The 19,043-nt window shown below is 66.1% G+C and carries 15 protein-coding genes; 8 read left to right on the top strand and 7 right to left on the bottom strand.

Translation table 11 applies throughout. The features are described 5' to 3' along the window. The first annotated feature begins 117 nt into the window (after window positions 1-117). Window positions 118-963 (top strand): LLM class F420-dependent oxidoreductase, encoded by an 846-nt coding sequence (locus tag ON37_RS04340; RefSeq protein ID WP_040716928.1) that lies wholly within the window; start codon window positions 118-120, stop codon window positions 961-963. Between the two features lie 24 nt (window positions 964-987). Here the strand turns inward: ON37_RS04340 and ON37_RS04345 are convergent, their stop codons facing one another. Further along, window positions 988-1,344, bottom strand: a complete 357-nt coding sequence (locus ON37_RS04345) for a metal-sensitive transcriptional regulator (protein ID WP_210742494.1) — start codon at window positions 1,342-1,344, stop codon at window positions 988-990. Between the two features lie 126 nt (window positions 1,345-1,470). Between ON37_RS04345 and ON37_RS04350 the strand changes: the two genes are divergently transcribed. Beyond that, window positions 1,471-2,280: an S-methyl-5'-thioadenosine phosphorylase gene (locus ON37_RS04350; RefSeq protein ID WP_040716930.1), complete on the top strand. Its 810-nt coding sequence runs from the start codon at window positions 1,471-1,473 to the stop codon at window positions 2,278-2,280. Here the strand turns inward: ON37_RS04350 and ON37_RS04355 are convergent. Continuing rightward, window positions 2,272-3,276: a GAF domain-containing protein gene (locus tag ON37_RS04355; protein WP_040716931.1), complete on the bottom strand. Its 1,005-nt coding sequence runs from the start codon at window positions 3,274-3,276 to the stop codon at window positions 2,272-2,274. The two genes, ON37_RS04350 and ON37_RS04355, sit on opposite strands and share 9 nt — an antisense overlap. Before the next feature lie 186 nt (window positions 3,277-3,462). Between ON37_RS04355 and ON37_RS04360 the strand changes: the two genes are divergently transcribed. Further along, window positions 3,463-4,023 (top strand): NADPH-dependent FMN reductase, encoded by a 561-nt coding sequence (locus tag ON37_RS04360; protein WP_040716932.1) that lies wholly within the window; start codon window positions 3,463-3,465, stop codon window positions 4,021-4,023. Window positions 4,024-4,036: 13 nt separating this feature from the next. On the opposite strand, the gene eccE is transcribed toward ON37_RS04360, so the two are convergent. Beyond that, entirely contained in the window at window positions 4,037-5,713 is a 1,677-nt protein-coding gene (eccE, locus tag ON37_RS04365; protein WP_051031194.1) for a type VII secretion protein EccE, read from the bottom strand. 113 nt (window positions 5,714-5,826) lie between these two features. On the opposite strand from eccE, the gene eccB reads away from it, so the two are divergent. Then, window positions 5,827-7,335 carry a type VII secretion protein EccB gene (eccB, locus tag ON37_RS04370; RefSeq protein ID WP_040716933.1) on the top strand — a complete coding sequence of 503 codons (1,509 nt, stop codon included), beginning with the start codon at window positions 5,827-5,829 and terminating at the stop codon, window positions 7,333-7,335. A 39-nt stretch (window positions 7,336-7,374) separates the two neighbouring features. Here eccB and ON37_RS04375 read toward each other — a convergent pair whose 3' ends face one another. Further along, a complete protein-coding gene (locus ON37_RS04375) occupies window positions 7,375-8,649 on the bottom strand; it encodes an MFS transporter (protein WP_040716936.1) in 1,275 nt (424 codons plus the stop codon). A 211-nt stretch (window positions 8,650-8,860) separates the two neighbouring features. Between ON37_RS04375 and ON37_RS04380 the strand changes: the two genes are divergently transcribed. Further along, window positions 8,861-9,403, top strand: a complete 543-nt coding sequence (locus tag ON37_RS04380) for a pyridoxamine 5'-phosphate oxidase family protein (protein WP_040716959.1) — start codon at window positions 8,861-8,863, stop codon at window positions 9,401-9,403. A gap of 3 nt (window positions 9,404-9,406) precedes the next feature. Here ON37_RS04380 and mycP read toward each other — a convergent pair whose 3' ends face one another. Beyond that, window positions 9,407-10,825: a type VII secretion-associated serine protease mycosin gene (mycP, locus tag ON37_RS04385; RefSeq protein WP_245553035.1), complete on the bottom strand. Its 1,419-nt coding sequence runs from the start codon at window positions 10,823-10,825 to the stop codon at window positions 9,407-9,409. A 7-nt stretch (window positions 10,826-10,832) separates the two neighbouring features. Next, entirely contained in the window at window positions 10,833-12,299 is a 1,467-nt protein-coding gene (eccD, locus tag ON37_RS04390) for a type VII secretion integral membrane protein EccD (protein WP_040716937.1), read from the bottom strand. Window positions 12,300-12,458: 159 nt separating this feature from the next. Here eccD and ON37_RS04395 point away from each other — a divergent pair, with 159 nt between their 5' ends. From ON37_RS04395 to ON37_RS04405, 3 genes are all read left to right on the top strand, one after another. Beyond that, a complete protein-coding gene (locus tag ON37_RS04395) occupies window positions 12,459-16,502 on the top strand; it encodes a type VII secretion protein EccC (protein ID WP_040716938.1) in 4,044 nt (1,347 codons plus the stop codon). Between the two features lie 428 nt (window positions 16,503-16,930). After that, window positions 16,931-17,254, top strand: a complete 324-nt coding sequence (locus ON37_RS04400) for a WXG100 family type VII secretion target (protein ID WP_083892719.1) — start codon at window positions 16,931-16,933, stop codon at window positions 17,252-17,254. A gap of 54 nt (window positions 17,255-17,308) precedes the next feature. Beyond that, window positions 17,309-17,611 carry a WXG100 family type VII secretion target gene (locus ON37_RS04405; RefSeq protein ID WP_040716940.1) on the top strand — a complete coding sequence of 101 codons (303 nt, stop codon included), beginning with the start codon at window positions 17,309-17,311 and terminating at the stop codon, window positions 17,609-17,611. Window positions 17,612-17,713: 102 nt separating this feature from the next. Here the strand turns inward: ON37_RS04405 and ON37_RS32705 are convergent, their stop codons facing one another. Then, entirely contained in the window at window positions 17,714-19,021 is a 1,308-nt protein-coding gene (locus ON37_RS32705) for a DUF7373 family lipoprotein (RefSeq protein WP_157171349.1), read from the bottom strand. Window positions 19,022-19,043 lie beyond the last annotated feature (22 nt).

The raw sequence follows: 19,043 nt of genomic DNA on the forward strand, positions 1-19,043 counted from the left end.
AGCACTCTCATAGTGCGAGTGCCAGATTTTGTCCTTGTTGTCGACGCCCCGCCGACACGTGCGTAATAACCGCCCGGGGCCGGAATACTCATCAGCGCAATGTGGTTCGCAACGACTATGACTGAGGGTGTGCGAACCACGGGATTGGGCAAATTCGGCGTCTGGCGGTACTACTCGGGTTTCGAGCCGGGACAGGCGCGTGAGCTGGAGAGTCTCGGCTACAGCACGCTGTGGCTGGGCGGATCGCCCCCGGCCGATCTCCCGGCGGTGGAGGACCTGCTCGGGGAGACCGAGACGCTGACGGTCGGAACCAGCATCGTGAACATCTGGTCCGCGCCCGCCGAGCAGGTGGCCGAATCCTTCCACCGCATCGATCGACGCTTCCCGGGCCGATTCATCCTCGGATTCGGCGTGGGCCATCCCGAACACGATTCCGATTTCCGCAAGCCCTACGACGCGCTCGTCGAGTACGTCGACGTCCTCGATGCCAACGGTGTTCCGAAGCGGCAGCTCGCGCTCGCCGCACTCGGCCCGCGCGTCCTGAAACTGGCTGCCGACCGCACCGCCGGCGCGCTGCCCTACCTGGTCACTGCCGAACACACCCGGCAGGCCCGCGAAATCCTGGGCCCGGACGCCCTGCTGGTCCCCGAGCACAAGATCGCGTTCAACACCGACCCGGTTCAGGCTCGTCTGACCGCGCGACCGCGCACGGAGTTCTACCTGGGGCTGCGCAATTACGTGGCGAATCTGCGCCGGCTCGGCTTCGGTGACGAGGATCTGACCCCGCCCGGCAGCGATCGGCTCATCGACGCGCTGGCCCTGCACGGCAGCGCCGATCAGATCGCCGACGCCCTTGTCGAGCATCTGAAGGCCGGCGCCGATCAGGTTGCCATCCAGGTCACCGACGACGATCACATGGGTGTGCTGCGCGCACTGGCTCCGGCCCTGGCCGCGCGCGTCTGAATCCGGGCCGGATCCGGCCGGCGGTCAGGAGCGAACCAGCCGTGCGATAGCGTCGGTGGCTTCCTTGATCTTGGCGTCGGCCTCCGGTCCGCCCTGGACCGCCGCGTCCACCACGCAGTGGCTGATGTGATCCTCGAGCAGCCCCATCGCGACGGCCTGCAGTGCTTTGGTCATGGCCGAGACCTGGGTGAGGATATCGATGCAGTACTTTTCCTCTTCGACCATGCGCTGCAGGCCGCGCGCCTGCCCCTCGATGCGGCGCAACCGCTTGAGATAGTCGTCTTTGGCGGTGATGTAGCCATGCGTGGCATGGTCGTGTGGGGGCGCGGCGGCCGCCTCGGCGCTCTCCGCCGTGTTGATCTGGTCGTCGGTCACCGGCATGTCCTCGCTCCCGCCCTGTCCTTCAATACCCCCCTAGGGTACAGTATTCGCTCGATGTTGTCAGGGTAGCCGGTCCCGGTCCGAGGCGATGGCGCCGGTCGCGACCACGTACGCGAGAATCTGGGTATGAGTTCGGTTCCCCGCCCCGCGCTGGCCATCATCGGCGGCAGCGGCTTCTACGATTTCTTCGGCGACGACGCGACCACCCTCGAGGTCGAGACGCCCTACGGTGTGCCGAGCGCGCCGATCACGGTCGGTGAGGTCGAGGGCCGTCAGGTGGCCTTCCTGCCGCGGCACGGGCGCAAGCACGAGTACTCCCCGCACACCGTGCCCTACCAGGCCAATATGTGGGCGCTGCGGTCGATCGGCGTGCGGCGGATCTTGGCGCCGTGTGCGGTGGGCAGTCTGCGGGCCGACTGGGGGCCGGGCACGGTGGCGGTGCCCGACCAGTTGGTGGACCGCACCTCCGGGCGGGCGCAGACCTACTTCGACAACGGCGGTATCCACGTCTCCTTCGCCGACCCGTACTGCGCGGACCTGCGGGCCGCGGCGATCGCCTCGGCGGTGCCGGAACTACCGATGCGCTCCACCGCGACCATGGTCGTGGTGCAGGGGCCCCGCTTCTCGACCCGGGCCGAGAGCCGCTGGTTCGCCGGACAGGGCTGGGAACTGGTGAACATGACCGGATATCCGGAGGCCGTGCTCGCCCGGGAACTCGAAATGTGCTACGCCGCTATAGCTTTGGTGACCGACCTGGATGCCGGTCTGGAGGCCGGCGAAGGCGTCAGTGCCGCCGCGGTTTTCGCGGAATTCGAGCGCAACCTGGTGCCGTTCAAGGCCTTGGTGCGTGGTGCGGTCGCCGCTGTCGACGGTACGGAGACCTGCGCACACTGCACGGTCCACGCCGGCGTGGCGCTGCCCTTCGAATTACCCTGACGCATCAGGGTTTTCGGTTCGGCGCAGGTCGATCCGCGCCAGGGCGAAATGCGGAGGGCCCGCCCCGTCCGCCCCGTAGGGCAGCGGTGAGACCTCGACATCGACCGTGAGCCACCCGCCCGCGATATCGGCCAGGCGCAGTCCCGGCAGCGACCACGAGGCCGCTCCGGCCCGGATGGCCCGGCGCGCCTCGATGATCCGCTCGCGGTCGCCCGGGTGCGGCAGGGTGCGCTCGTCGGTATCGCCGGTCCAATCCAGCCCGGGCACGGGCGGGCTGATCCAGCGGATGACCCGCACCCGCTCGGTGTCCAGGACCGCGAGGTACATCCCCGGATTCCGGTTGACCAGGGTGTCGACCGTCGCGGCCTCGAAGGACTTCGGCTGCGGCGGCACACTGTCGGTGATATCGGCCAGGACGCCGCGCCACAGCTGCGGATCGTCCGCCGAGTTGCGGGTGGCCATCATCAAGGTGCGCAGGCCTTCCGGCGTGCGTACGCAGATCTCCCCGCACCAGCGCGATCCGGGTGCGGCCCGGGTCACCACCGCCACCAGATCCAGGGCATCGTCGAATCGTTCGACGTGTTCGAACGACTCGGCGCCGGTCCACACACTGCGCCGGCGGTCGAAGGCACGGCCCAGGCCGGCCGAACGCACCTCGGTGCGCCGGGTCCGAGCATCGAACAGATGTGTCCCGACCGGCGGCGGTGGCGGGGGTTCGCCGGGACCCACCCACATCTGCACCGCGTGCACCCGCTCGTCCGGGCCGCGCCGGGGGATCGCACAGGCGTGGTGCCCGGACCAGGCGTGCCGCGATTTCGGCAGCTGCCGTTCGACCGTCTCACCGCCGGCGGCGGCCGCGGTGAGAATCGGCATGAGGCGGGCGGGCACGGTGCGCGCCAACGACTTCCACCGCCGGGGCGACGTGTCGACGGCGAGCACGGACCAGGTGGCGGGAACGTCCAGTGTCTCGATCAGCAGCCAGTGCCCGAGAATCACGAAAACGCCCCCTCCTGATCGGTCCGCGGTGCCGCCGGCTCGCTGCTGCCGGCCACGGCTGCTGCCGCGGCGAACGACTATCGTGCCCGATGGTTTTTCGCCCGGGCCGACAGGGTAGCCCGGGCCTCGGCCGGGGTCGCGCGGAGGCGGGCGGCGCGTCGACAGGGGGCGAACTAGGCTGATCGCATGGACGATCCGCTGCGGCTCGAGGTCATCGTCGCCAGTGTGCGGCCGGAGCGGTTCGCGCCGGTGGTCGCGGACTGGTTCCTGCGGACGGCCCGCTCGGCGCCCGGGATCGAGGTCGGCGTCATCGATCTGGCGTACACCCCGCTGCCCACCGACCTCACCACCACCCCGCAGGTCGAGGCCTTCCGGGAGCGGATCGGGGCCGCGGACGGTTTCGTGGCGGTCACCTCCGAGTACAACCACGGCTATCCCGCGTCGCTGAAGACGGCACTCGACAGTGCCAAACGCGAGTGGCGGGCCAAACCCATCGGATTCGTCGGGTACGGCGGGTTGTCCGGCGGGCTGCGGGCCGTCGAGCAACTGCGGCAGGTGGTGGCGGAAATCCATATGGTGTCGATTCGCGAGACCGTGAGTTTCCACGAGGCCAAACGCAAGTTCGACGCGGACGGCAATACCGCCGACGGCGCGGCCGTCGACGCCGCGCACCGCTTGTTACGCCAGTGGGCGTGGTGGGCACGGCATTTGCGGGCCGCGCGCGCCACCGATCCGTACCCCGGCTGACCGGGCCCCGGAACTACCGGTGTGGCTGGGGGATTCGCTGCCGCGGATCCTGCTGTGGCGCCGGGCGACCGCCCCGTGGCTGACCGATGTACGTGGTTTCCCGCGGAATCGAGACCAGGGTCAGATCCACCTGGGTGGTACCGGTGCGCAGCACCACGTGATTGCCGACGGCTCCCGGCTGGTGAATCGACAGATCCGGTTTGGTGGCGGGCCAGCCCATCGGATCGCCGGTCACGTAGATCGTCGTCACGCCGGCGTGCGGGGCGGGTGCGAGCACACCGTCGACCACCGCGGCGGTGAAGCCGGCATCGCTCTGGTGAGCTTCCACCGCGAGGGTGAGCCGCTCCGGGTTGCCGATCGTCGTGGCCAGCTGCTCCCAGGCGTGCGGGCGGTCGGTGCGGACCAGAATGCGTTCCCCCACCGCCAGCGCTCGGAACACCAGCTGCTGCGCCAGATACAGCTCACCCGCGACGTACACGGTCGAAATGCCCTGTCCGACAAGGCGAACCGCGACGCCGTTGCCCTCCTCGTCGGAGCCGATGAGCTGACCGCAGCCGGAGGACGGCAGATGCAGGACTCCGATGACATCGATCGGGTACTGGCTCATCGGGACGGTGTCGTCCACTCCCGGAATCGCGATCGGCAGATGGGCGAGCAGGCTCTGGCGATGCCGCCCGCTCATCGACACCATGCCGGGGCGCTTGGTCTTCTCCGGCAGTTCCCGGGCCGTCAGCCGCCACGCCGCACCGATGTTCACCGTCTCGGGGGAACTGCCCGGCCGCAGTCGGACCGCCACCGTGGTGCCCCGCGAGGGCGCGACCCACAGCTGCGCCAGCAGATCCGAGCCCAGCTGTTTCGGATCGACCGCCGCGCCGATGTTGACGCTGTTGCCGAGTTCGGCGTATCGCCAGCGATGGGTCAGCGCGCGGGGATCGACACCGGCGGTGATCTGCCAGACCGCCTTGCGGATCTCGGGCGCGGTCAGTACGCGCGAGGCGCAGTCGGCGTCCTCGAGCGCGCGCACGATGCGCTGGGTGGCGATGGTGACCGCTCGGCCGGCGCCCTCGGCGCCGCCGCCGCGCCGCGCCGCCGCCTCCGGACAGGCGAGGGCGTCGAAACTGATTGCGAGCCAAACGGTTCGGTGGGCGGTCGCGGGAAGCGGGCCGAGCAGCGATTCGTAGATCGGCCCGGCGGGTGTGCCCGAGCGGCTGCGGTGCCCGTGGCTGATGATGTCGATTCCGGACAGCAGAATGTCGTGCTGGCTCAGGCACTGGGCCAGCTCGGGCAGCGGCAGCAGATGCGAGGCATGCACGGTATTGCGGTCGATCCGCGTCAATCCGCCCTTGGGCGGCAGCACCTCGACCACCGCGACCACGCGGCTGCCCTCCCAGTACAGCCCGAGGGAACGCCCGTCCGGCCCCCGGAAGTCGACGGTGTCGCCGAGGTCGTATTCCTGGCGAGTCAGATAGCGCCACACGGTGGCGATCCAGGAGGCGACGGTCCGTTTGCCGATCGGAATCAGAAGGAGCAGCGCCGCCACGACGGCCGCGCCGAGGGCATACCAACCGGGAACACCCACCGCCAGTACGACGAGCCCGACCACCAGACCGAACAGCTGCGCGGCCAGCAGGTTCGGTAGCGAGATTCGTCCGAGGAGCGGGCGGCTGTCGGTCCCGCTGGATACGGCCATCGTCGTCCCCCATGTACCCGGTGTCGGCCGATTCTTCGATGGCCGAGCTGAACTTCAGTCCTGCTGAACTGTACTGTGTTGGGCGAACGCGAGCACTGTTCGGGGGAGGACTCATGCCTTCAAAACCCACTACGCGCTGGCAGGTGAGCGGTTATCGCTTTCTGGTCCGGCGGATGGAGCATGCCCTGGTGCGCCGGGACGTGCGGATGTTGCACGATCCGATGCGTTCGCAGTCGCGCGCCTATGCCGCCGGCCTGGTGCTGGGTGTCGTCGCGCTGGCCGGCTGCGGCGTGCTCGCCCTGCTGCGCCCCCAGGGCTCGATCGGTGACAACAAGATTCTGCTGGGCAAGGACTCCGGTGCCGTCTACGCGGTCATCGACGGTGTCGTTCATCCCGCGCTGAATCTGGCGTCGGCCCGGCTGGCGGTGGGCGAGCCCGCGAAAGCGGTGTCCATCAAGGAATCCGAACTGGCGAAGAAGCCGCGCGGGGCACTGATCGGCATCCCGGGCGCGCCGTCGTCGCTGAATTTCGACAGCAGCGGCAACGGGCGCGCGTGGTCGATCTGCGACGAGTTGAAGAACGACGGTAGCCGCGACCTGACCAGCACGGTCATCGCCGGGGATCCGTCGCTCGGCGCCAAAGCTACCAAGCTGGATTCGGGTAAGGCGCTGCTGGTGCAGGGCCGTGATGCCGCCTATCTGATCTACGACAATCAGCGTGCCCGGGTCGACATGAACGATCCGAAGGTGACGGAGGCGCTGAAGATTCGCGGGATGACGCCGCGTCCGATCAGTGCGGGTCTGTTGAACTCAGTGCCCGAAGTCCTGCCGATCACGCCACCGAAGATCATCGATCCCGGTGGCACTCCGCCGTACTCGTTGAACAACCACCGCATCGGCGATGTGGTGCATGTCGAGACCAAGGATCAGTACTACGTGGTGCTGCACGACGGTTTGCAGCCCATCTCGCCGCTGACGGCCGACATCATCCGCAACTCCAACCCCACGGCGTCGGAGAACCCCGAGATCAGCCAGTACGACAGCACGCAGGCGCCGCCGTCGAACGATCTTCCGGTGCAGCAGTATCCGAAGACCGCGCCGGCCATCGTCGATTCGAAGGACCAGCCGGTGGCGTGCATGTCGTGGAAGCCGCTGTCCGGCGCGGCGGACAAGGCAGACGGCAGTAAGCGCGCGGAATTGGCTGTGCTGACCGGGCATTCGTTGCCGATCCCGGACAGCGCGCAACCCACCCCGCTGGCCCAGGCCGACGGTTCCGGCCCGAATGTGGACGCCTTCTACTCCACGCCCGGCTCGGGATTCTTCGTGCAGACCACCGGGATCGAAGTCGACAGCCAGCGTCGGGACAGCATGTTCTTCATCGCAGATACCGGTGTGCGCTACGGCATCAAGGACGCCGACGCGCAGAAGGCGCTGGGCATGGACGCGGACAAGGCCAAGCCGGAACGCGCCCCGGATCAGATCGTCGGCCTGCTGGCGGCCGGCCCGACGCTGGGCCGGCAGGAGGCCATGGTGGCGCACGACGGCGTGGCCCCGGATCCGAATCCGGCGAAGCAGTTGGTGCGTTCCAAACAGGATCAGTCGGCCCAGCAACCGCAGAACTAGTGCGTTCCGGTCGCCGCATGCAGCGGCGACCGGGCGGTCCTACTGTCTCGCGGGTGTCTCCGGAAGCGCGCTCTCGCTCGTCCCGAAGCGAATCCCCTTGGCCTCCTTGCCGATCAGGGTCAGCACTGCCACAGCGATCAGAACCGGAACGATCGTGACGGCCAATGCGAACGGGTAGCCGTGGCTTTCGGCCACCCGCTCCTGAATGGGCAGATTCAGCGAGGCCAGCAGATTGCCGAGCTGATACGTCACCCCCGGATAGAAGCCGCGAATCGAATCGGGGGACAGTTCGGTCAGATGCGCCGGAATCACACCCCATGCACCCTGTACGACCAGCTGCATCAGGAACGAGCCCAGGCACAGCATGGCCGCGGTGGTGGAGTAGGCGAACAGCGGGACGATCGGCAGCCCCAGCAACGCGCAGAAGATGATCGTGTACCGGCGGCCGTACTTCTGCGACAGACTGCCGAACACCAGCCCGCCGATGATGGCGCCGACGTTGTACACCACCGCAATCCATTTCGCGGTCGCCGAGGACAGTCCCGCGCCACCGTTCTCGACCGCAGACAGGAAGGTCGGGTACACGTCCTGGGTACCGTGGCTCATCCAGTTGAATGCCGTCATCAACAGGACCAGGTAGGCGAACCGGCGAATCACCACCGGATTCAGCACCACATCGCGCAGTGATGTCTGCGTGATCCGCATCCGTTCGCGGCTGTGCTCCCAGGCCTCGGACTCGCCCACCCGGGTCCGGATGACCAGGATGATCAGCGCCGGAATCACCGACAGCGCGAACAGCCAGCGCCACGACAGGCCGAACCAGTTCATCACCAGCAGCGACGCCAGCGAGGCCAGGAGGTAGCCGAACGAGTAGCCCTCCTGCAGCAGACCGGAAAAGAAGCCGCGCCGCTCGGGCGGAATCTTCTCCATCGCCAGTGCCGCGCCCAGACCCCATTCGCCGCCCATCCCGATGCCGTAGAGCAGCCGAAGTATCAGCAGCACAGTGAAATTCGGTGCGAACGCGCACAGGAATCCGACCACCGAATAGAACGCGACGTCGACCATCAGCGGAATCCGCCGGCCCACCCGATCGGCCCACAGCCCGAACAGCAGCGCACCCACCGGCCGCATGATCAACGTCGCCGTGGTGATGAACGCGACGTCGGATTTCGGCATGTCGAAGGTGGCCGCGATATCGGCGTAGACGAAGACCACCAGGAAGAAGTCGAAGGCATCCATCGTCCAGCCCAGCTGGGCTGCGATGAAGGAATTGCGCTGATCGGGAGTGAGTCGTTGCCTGCCGGCGACTGCCATAGCTGTTCCTGCCCCTCGGGTGACGATCGGCGGAGGTGGTGTCCGTTCGTCCTCCGCTGCCGGAAATACTGAGTCATGGGCGGGCGCGCTGTGTCGATCTTGGGCGGATTACCCGCTGCGGACCTGGGCATATCGCCGATTTCGGGCGAAAGCGCCGTGTCATCGCCGATGAATCCGAGCGGCCCGCGTCGTCGTCACGAGTATGAACGGTATGCAGACAACCAACCTCGCCGAACTGTACGAGCTCGACCCGCTCGAGTGGTCCGCCGTCGTGGACGGGTTGAACGCCGGATTCCCACAGGCGCCCGGCAGTGGTGGTCCCGACCGGCACACCTGCTGGCTGGCGACGATCGACCCCGACGGCAGTCCACAGGTGACGGCGGTGGGTGCGCTCTGGGTGGACGGCGCGTTCTGGTTCGAAACCGGTCCCCGAACCCGCAAGGCGCGCAACCTTTCCCGAGATCCACGCTGCACGCTCAGCGTCGCGCTGGACACCTTCGATCTGAGCGTCCGGGGTACCGCCGAACGCGTCACCGACCGGGCCACGGTCGCCCAGCTGGCCGCGCGGTGGGCGGCCGAGGGCTGGCCCTGCCGGGTGGACGACTCCGGTACCGCCCTCACCGCCGACTTCAGCGCTCCCTCGGCCGGTCCGCCGCCGTGGCACGTCTACCGGATCGCGCCACGCACCGCGACGGCCCTGGCCACCGTCGAACCGGGCGGTGCCACCCGCTGGCGCTTCGACGGGCCTCGGTGAGTCTCATCGGTCTCCGCGCTCGCCGAAATAGCGACGCAGCGGGAACGAGGCGAGATAACCGAGGACGGCGAGTATCGCGATGACGCCGGTACCGATCAACGCCACGTTTCGCGAGGTGTGATCGGGAGCCGGAGGAGTGGTCGGAACCGGCAGCTGCCAGCTCTTCGCCGCAGCGGGCCGCTTGGGCGGCAACGAATTCGGTACCTGCGCGGTCAGTGCGGCCACCGGATCGACCGCGCCGTAACCGACATAGGGATTCCAGCCCTCGGCGGGCGCGTGCGCCGTGGCCTCGATGCGCTTGACGACGTCGAGCGCGCTCAGCTCCGGAAAGCGGGCACGTACGAGCGCGGCGACGCCGGCCACATACGGTGCGGCGAAACTGGTCCCGGAGACCGGTTCGGTCTTGTTCTGCTGATCGACCTTGCCGACGGCGGTGCCCTTACTGCGGGGGTCGTCCCAATGGGGATCGAGCGAAGTCAGATTCTCGCCGGGCGCGGCGACGCCGACCCACGGGCCGGGCACGGTGAACTTCGAGGGCTGGCCGTTGTCGTCGATCGATCCGACGGACAGAACATAGTCGTCCCAGCGCGCCGGGGAGACGTTCATATTGACCTTGCTCCACGGATCCGCGCTCGGATCGAGCGGATCGATCACCGGATTGGTGCCCTTGCACTTGTCGTTGTTACCGGCTGCGGTGACCACGACGACGTTCTTCTCGACGGCGGCGTAATGCACTGCGGCGCCGAGATCCTCGTCCGGAATCGGCCCGGCCTGGCACGCCACCTCGGACATGTTGATGACGGAGGCGCCCATATCGGCCGCACGGCGGACCGCTTGGGCGAGCGTATGGGTGGTGCCGTAGCCCTCGGGCATCGCGTCGGGGCCCTTGTCGCGTCCGGCGCCCTTCTTCTGGAAGTAGCTCGAGGTCTGCCGAATGCTCAGGATCTGAGCGTCGGGCGCGACACCCGAAAAACCCTGTCCCGGAATCTGTCTGGCCGCGATGATGCCGGCGACGAAGGTGCCGTGCGCATCGCAGTCGTCGGTGCCGTCGCCGGTGTAAACGTAGTCGCCGCCGGGAATGAGGCCGGGGAGCCGAGGGTGCCGCATGACACCGGTGTCGATGACCGCGATCAATTGACCTGCGCCGCGGGAGAACTGCCAGGCCTTGTCCAGCTCCAGACTCCGCTGCGCGGTCGGAACGGTAGGCCCGTCGCCGCCGGTGGCGGTGCTGGCGCAGGGAGAATTCGGCGGTTGTTCGGTGGGGTCGGGTGGCGCCGGATTACCGCCCGCGGGCAACGCGCCCGGATTGACGACAGGTTTGTCCGCCACGGCCGCGCCGAGGCCCGTCGTGGCGCTGAGCCCCAGCACCGCGACGGCAGCGGCGAGGCGAATCGCACTGCGCCCGAACATTTTCGGCTTCATGTGCGGCTCAGAGCGAACGGACGAGCGTGTACAGGTCGGCCACCCAGAACACCAGCGGCAGCACCGCCGCCACGAACCCGTATTCCAGCAGCTCGACGGCCCGGCGCATCGGCGGGGTCGCCGACTGATTCGGCACGACGGTGCCGAGGATCAGCGCGCCGACCAGCATCACCATCGCCGCACCGAAGACGGCGAGCGGCTGTTCGACCACGAAGGCCGCACCGACCATCATGATCAGCAGGATGGCGGCCCCGCCGGCGATGAGCACCACCGCCAGTTCCGCACTGACGTAGGTGCGGCTGCGGAACATCAGCACCACCGCGCACACCAGGGCCAGCGCGATGCCCGGCCAGAATGGGCTGTCCGCGGTCGGATCGGTCGCCGCGAGCGCACCGACGGCGGTGACCAGCGCCGTCGCGCCGACCAGGCCGGCCAGATAAAGCCGCGCCCGTTCGGCTTTCGTGCGCAGCACGTCCATCGTGGGCAGTGCGCGGTGATCGTCGGGATCGTCCTCGGTCGGATCGATCGGAGTGCCGGGCGAAGGTACCGGCGGCAGCGGCAATTTCGCGAGCAGCATCGAGACGCGCGGTGCGAGCGACAGCGCGCCGAGGGCCAGCGCGGCGGCCACTCCGCCGATCGCCTTCACCGGTTGCGCGGTGAGCAGTCCGACGAGCGCGGCGGGGATCGCGAAGACGGAAAGCGTTGTGGCGCCGATGAACAGGGCCAGCCCGACCCCGCTGACGCGCCAGGCCAGCAGTGCGGTCGCGCCGACGAGTACCGAGCCGAGCAGCAGGTTCGCCCAGCCGTAGTGGTCCGGCACGATCAGCATGCCGGCGGCGAAAGCGCTGGGGAGGGCGCATCCGCCGAGGATCAGCGCCGATCCGGTATCGCCGTACATCCGGCTCATCACGGTGCCGGCGACCACCAGCAGAATGGTCAGGAAGGCCGCGATCGAGCCGGTGATCCAGCCCGCCATGGCATCCGGCGCGGCCAGCAGGCCGGTGCACCCGGCGAGCATGGTCAGGACCGCGACGACCGATCCCGTGATCCGCGCGACCTGCGGTGACCAGCTGCGGAAGTGATCGGCGTCGGCGATCGCGACGTTGTACATGATGTCGTCGAACAGCGGCGTCGGCGCCACGTGGTCGGCGCTTTCGAGCATGAGCAGCTCGCCGTCGCGGACGCCCTGTTCCCCCAGGCTCAACGAATTCGAGAAGGGCGGCTGGCCGATTCGCGCGAGCACCCACTCGGCGGGTTGGAACTGCTCACCGCTGTCGTCGAAATCGTTGGTGCGACTGTGCTGCGCCACCATGTCGACCACACTCGGAATGACAAGGGCGACCGGCACGTCGACCGGAATGGCCATGTCGACCTGAGTGTGCTTGGCCAGAATCGTCACCCGCGCCAGATCGGGCGCACGAACGATACCGCGGCTCGAATCCTCGTCGATGTGGTCCAGTCGCGCGTGCGTCACGCTTCCCCCAACTCCGTCTCTACCTGGTGTTTCAGCATGCGCTCCGGTTTGCGGTCGCGCGGCCGGTCCGTGCAGAATGCTGGTCGAACTGTACGACATGTCGGCCGCTGCCTCTACACTGAGTCCGCAGTACAGCCGCCGAAGGGGGATCTTCCGTCGATGAGCACAGTCAGGTTCCAGCGGCGTGCGCGCCGGGAGGTTCCGCGGTCGCCGGGCGGCGAAGTCACACTGCAGCCGCCGCCCGAGATCCCACGGGCGATTCCGGGTAGTTTGCTGGGCAAGCTGATGCCCGTCGTGATGGTCGTCGGCATGGTCGGAATGATGGCCATCATGTTCACTCGCGGTGGGGGTATCGCCTCCAACCCGATGACCATGATGTTCCCGATGATGATGGTCTTCTCGATGGTCGGCATGTTCGCCGGCCAGGGGGGCAAGGGTCAGAAGGCCGCCGAGGCCAACGAGGACCGTAAGGATTATCTGCGCTATCTCGACCAGGTGCGCAAGGACGTCGACGAAACCGCGGCGCAGCAGCGGGCGGCGGTGGAGTGGAGTCATCCGGAGCCCGGGCTGGTCTGGATGTTGGCCGGTACCAGCCGGATGTGGGAACGCCGCCCGGGGGACAAGGACTTCTGTCACGCGCGGATCGGTCTGGGCGGTCAGCGCCTGGCCACCCGGTTGGTGTCGCCGGAGACCGGACCGGTCGAGGAGTTGGAGCCGATCGCCGCGGTGTCACTGCGGCGATTCGTTCGCACGCATTCGACCGTGCCGGATCTGCCGACCGCGATCGCGGTCAAGGGTTTCGCCACCATCCAGCTCAACGGCGATCGGGCGCAGGCGCGGGACATGACCCGCGCAATGTTGTTGCAGCTGTGCATGTTTCAGGCGCCGGATCAGGTCCTGGTCGCCGTCGTCTGTGGTGCCGACACCGCCCGTGAATGGGAATGGACCAAATGGCTGCCGCACACCCAGCATCCGGATTCCCAGGACGGCGTCGGCACCGAGCGCATGGTCTACGGTTCGATCCGGGAACTCGCCGAGGGCTTGAATCCGTTGCTGCACAACCGGGTTCGCTATTCCCGCAATCAGCCGGCCAACCAGAATCTGGTGCACATCGTCATCATCGTCGACGGTGGCCTGCTCGAAGCCGAGGAGGATTCGCTGCGGGAATCCGGCTACGAGGGCGTGACCATCATCGATCTGTGCAGTTACGCACCGCGGCTCGCGGTTTCGCGAGGCATCCAGATGGTGGTCGAAAACGGCGAATGTGTCGGTCGCGGCGCCACCGGCAATATGGAGCGCTTCGCTCTCATCGACCGCATCAGCGCCCGCCAGGCCGAACAGGTGGCCCGCCGCCTCGCGCCGTTCCGGGTCGCCCCCGTGCAGCGTGGCGGTGAGGTCGTCGTCGAGGAGAATGCCGAGGTCATCAATTCGTGGGCTCAGTTGATGGGTCTGGGCGATATCGGCACCTTCAACCCGGAGAACGGGTGGAAGCCGCGCTACGGACGCGACCGGCTGCGAGTTCCGTTCGGTGTCGGTGCCGACGGCCTGCCGGTATACCTCGATATCAAGGAGGCCGCCGAGGGCGGCATGGGCCCGCACGGCCTGTGCATCGGCGCCACCGGTTCCGGTAAGTCGGAATTCCTTCGCACCCTGGTGCTTTCGCTGCTGGCGACGCACTCGCCGGACCAGCTGAATCTGGTGCTGGTCGACTTCAAGGGTGGTGCGACCTTCCTCGGGCTGGAGGGTGTGCCGCACGTCGCGGCCGTGATCACCAACCTGGAGGAGGAGGCCGACCTCGTCGATCGTATGAAGGACGCGCTGGCCGGCGAGATGAACCGCCGGCAGGAGGTGTTGCGGCAGGCCGGCAACTTCGCCAACGTCTCCGAATACGAGAAGGCGCGCGCCGCGGGTGCCGATCTGGACCCGTTGCCCGCACTGTTCGTCGTGCTCGACGAGTTCTCCGAACTGCTCAGTCAGCACCCGGATTTCGCGGAACTGTTCGTCATGATCGGCCGATTGGGCCGGTCGCTGCACGTGCATCTGCTGCTGGCCTCGCAGCGCCTGGAAGAGGGCAAGCTGAAGGGCCTGGAAGCGCATCTGTCCTATCGCATCGGCCTGAAGACCTTCTCCGCCAACGAGTCCCGTCAGGTGCTCGGCGTACCGGACGCCTACAACCTGCCGAACAGCCCCGGCGGCGGATACCTGAAGTCGGATTCGGGGGAGATCCAGCGCTTCCAGGCCGCCTACGTCTCCGGCCCCTACGTCGGCGGTGGCGCTCAGCGCGAGGTGACGCAGGCCGGCATCGTCGGCGGCGAAATCGACATCAACGCGCGGCCCTTCGTCGCGGGACACGTCCCGTTCCGCAGTAGCGACCGGATTCCGCTGCCGCCGGAACCGAGCCTGGTCGAAGAGGCCCAACCGGACGAGGGCACGGAGAAGATCTCCAACCTCGGCATGATGGTCTCCCGGATCCAGGGCCACGGCCGCACCGCCCACGCGATCTGGCTGCCACCGCTGGACGAGGCGCCGACCCTCGACCAGCTCATCCCGCGTTCGATTCTCACGGGCGAATACAGCCCGATGGCGAGTTTGCGGACGGCCATCGGCATCGTCGACCGGCCGTACGACCAGCGGCGCGACCACCTGGTGGTCGATCTGTCCGGTGCGCGAGGCAATGTCGCCGTGGTCGGCGGCCCGCAGTCCGGTAAGTCCACCGCGCTGCGCTCACTGATCATGGGTATGGCGCTCACCCACACCGCCGAACAGGTCCAGTTCTACTGTCTGGACTTCGGTGGCGGCACCCTGGCGGGCCTGGAGGGCCTGCCGCACGTCGGTTCGGTCGCCGGCCGCCTGGACGTCGACAAGGTCCGCCGCACCATCTCCGAAATGACCACCATCGTGCGCCAGCGCGAAATGCGGTTCCGCCAACTCGGAATCGAATCGATGGCGGAGTTCCGGCGCCTGCGCGGCACGGACCCGTCGAGCAGCCAGGCCGCCGCCGGTGCCCACGAGGACCCCTTCGGCGACGTCTTCCTGGTCGTCGACGGCTTCGGCTCCATCCGCCAGGACTTCGACGCCCTGGAACAGCCGATCATGAACCTTGCGACGCAGGGTCTTTCCTATGGCGTGCACGTCGTGATCGCTCTGAATGCCTGGCGTGAAGCTCGACCAGCGTTGAAGGATCAGATCGGCACCCGTATCGAACTCCGCTTGGGCGATCCCATGGATTCCGACCTCGGTCGCAAGGTCGCCGCCCTGGTTCCGCAGGGACGCCCAGGCCGCGGCATGACGCCCGATGCGTTGCACATGCTGACGGCTCTGCCTCGGGTGGACGGAGATTCGAGCCCGGAGAGCCTGGGCGCCGGCGTCGCGGACGCCGTACAGCGTCTGGCGGCCTCGACGCCCGGCCACCCGGCCCCCGCGGTGCGAATGCTGCCCGAACTACTGCGCCGGGACGAGCTGCTGCACGGAATGGGCGGCTGGCCCGCCGGTCTCGATCCGTCCGTGCCCAACTTGTCCGTCCCGGTCGGTCTCAACGAGGCGGAATTGGCGCCGGTCTTCCTCAACTTCGCCGAACTGCCACACTTCATCATCTTCGGCGACACGGAATGTGGAAAGACGAACCTGCTGCGCAACATCGTCCAGAACCTGGTCGCGTCGAACGAACCGTCTCAGGCGAAGCTGGTGATCGGTGACTACCGCCGGACGATGCTCGGATTGGTGGAAACCGACCATCTGGCGGGCTACGCGCCATCCAGCCAGATGCTCACCGGGATGATGCAACAGGTCGCCGAAATCTTGCGCCAACGCATGCCCGGGCCGAACATTACTCAGCAGGAATTGCGCCAACGATCATGGTGGAGCGGCCCTGAACTGTACGTCCTGATCGACGACTACGATCTCGTCGTCACGCAGAGCGGCAATCCGCTCAACGTACTGGTTGAGTACATCCCGCATGCCAAGGATGTCGGCTTCCACCTCATCATCGCGCGCAGGACCGGCGGCGCGTCGCGTGCAATGTTCGAACCGGTGATCTCCCGGATGAAGGACGTGGGCACGTACGCGTTGGTGATGAGCGGCAGCCGCGATGAGGGCAACCTGATCGGAAACGTCCGACCGAGCGAGATGCCGCCGGGACGAGGCACATTCGTCTCGCGCCAAGGCCCGAGTCTGATCCAGTTGTCCTGGAGCCCGGAGCAGTAATGTCTCCGGCTGGCTGTTGTGGCGCACGCCACGCCGAAAGATTTGGGTCGAATCTCGCAAGTCGCTGGCGCTTACCCGGTGAAGATGGCACGCTCATGGTTGGAACGCCGTGGAAGCGGCGACGCGAAGGGGCTCCGGGTCCTTGTGCGGGGCTGGGCTTTCGGGGGAGGCCGGATCGGCTCCGCGAAGGTTGTGGACCACTGGTTGCGGGCACGAGTAGTCGCCGGGGATGAGAAGGGGGAGGTGGGGCGCAAACGAGTCCACGTGTGAGCACGTCCTGCGGTTGCTGGCTGTCCTCCCTTGCGGTCGCTCGGAAGTTCGAGGGAACGATGGAACCGATGACGAAGGCCACGCGTCCAATCAAGATGTAGGGACCAGTCCACCGGGCTGCCTAGGGGCAGCGACTTACCAACGCTCAGGGAGTAGAAATGGGTTTTTCGGCGAAGCCGGAGGAAGTAACCGCCTTCGGTGGGAGAATGGAACAGAAGCACACGGCCATCGGTCAGTTGATCGATGCAGCCTGGAAGAGGGCAGAAGCGCTCAGCCCCACGGACTACCAGGGGCATTCGAGTACGGCGTTCAAGAACGCCATGGAGGAGTTTCTGCGTTCCGCTAGGGCTCTCAACGACCAGCTGAACGAGAATGCGCAGAAGATCAAGACGGTCGCCGCGCAGTTCTCCGACAGCGAGCTCGAAAACTATAAGCGTATCCACGCTACCGATATGGTCGAGGTCCCGCAGCTCAAGATGTGAGCGGGCGCTACGCGCAGTACATGAGCCTATAACCGTACGGAGAGGTTTCACACAATGAGTGATTTCGGACTGCTTTCATACAACTTCGACGCTATCAGTGAGGTCGGTGGCGGCCTGAGCCAGGACGCTTCGAATATCACGCACGAGCTCGAAGAATTCGAGAAGATGTTCCAGGTGTTCATCCAGGAAAACTGGACCGATGGTCAGGGTACCGTCGCCTTCCAGGAAATTCAGAACAAGTGGCGAGGCGCTTCGAACGATCTGGTCGAGAAGCTGGCCAAGCTCGGTGTGGCTGTCTCCGCCGGCAGTGACCACATGCGAGAGGCCGACGCGCTTGCTGCTAAAGCGTTCCTCTGATCGAGAACGCGTCGAATAACAGCCAGAAAGTGGCGGGGTCATGCTCGACCCCGCCACTTTCGTGTATTCGAAGACCATATCTATGGTGTTGAATCGAAGTCCTCACATACCCTGACTGTTCGCCAAGAGAGCATACTGGGCCGACGCACGCTGCTGCGCATCGTCCAATTGCCGACCCCACACGACAGCGACGTACTGGCGATATCGGATGGCGCAAGAAAATTGCCGGTAGTAGCCGTCCTCCGGTAGCTTGGCGCATTTCGAATCGGGTAGATTCCGAGGCTGCATTTGAGCGTCGGGTTGCTGTAGCAATTTTTCCCATGCGTCGCGTGCAGAGGCGACATCCGGACTTCGGTACAGTATGGCGCCGCCGTTGACATTCTTTGCTATTTCTTTACCGGCAAATGCTTGCGTATTTGCTGTTCTATCATAGTTTGTTGAAATCGTGAGGTAAGCAGTCGATAGAGCGAACCGATCTATATGAATCGTAGCGAATAGTTTTTCAGCTGCAGCACGGTCCGATTGAAAGTGCAGGAATCCCTGTAATCCAAAGGTCGCCAGAGAATCCTTGTAAAAAGAGTAGGACTTGTCGGGGTTTATTATTCGCCTGACCATGCCGTCATCGGGAGGGCTGGACTTCACTACATCCTCCGGCGTTACTGGCTCGAGCTTGTCCAGCCTCGGCACCTGCTTGTCATAAGCCTTCTCTGCGAACGACGCAAGTTCTGGGGCTCCTCCTTCGGGCAGCTTTCCGAACAGCGCCACCACATAATTCCCGTGGGCTAGGAAAGAACCGAGGCTGGAAATTCCGGGCTGCCAATGCGAGTGGGCCTCCGGGTACTTATCGAGAGTAATCGGTCGATTCGTTTCCCTGGCTGCATCGAAGTCCGCTTGCTCGATTTCCGTCGCTGCACGGGACGCTGATTCTTTCGAGGGAAATTGCATGACGACGAGGGTGAGCATGGTCGCTGCGGACAGCGTCTTACCTGTGCGGTCGGGTTCGTGGTCACTGCTGCCGGAGGAGAAGCCGTACAGCATATGGTTTCGAATAGCTGCCGCGGCGCTGTCTCTGGCTAGTATCAATGATAAGGTGTCAACCGCAATCGCAGGGTCGTCGAGTTCTGGAACAATCGATTCAGCGCTTGTTCCGAATTTGAGCTTCGGGTCGATATCCAGCCCGGTGGCCATGTTATCGGCCAGTCGCATCGCAGCCAGCTCAGCACCGTTGTTGTACGAATGTCCGTATTCCTTGTATGTATCGATGGGTTCGATCGGGTACTGCCCGGTATCGAGGTGGCGGACATCGATTTCTCCCGCTGTGGGTAATCCAGGCTCGATTGCTCCGCACCCGGTAGTTATGAGCAGAAACGCGATCGACAAAAGAGTTCGTAAGTTCTTATTTCTCACCATAGACCTCGGTTCCTCAGAATGC

This window comes from Nocardia veterana NBRC 100344 (genome assembly GCF_000308855.1).
Lineage (GTDB): Bacteria > Actinomycetota > Actinomycetes > Mycobacteriales > Mycobacteriaceae > Nocardia > Nocardia veterana.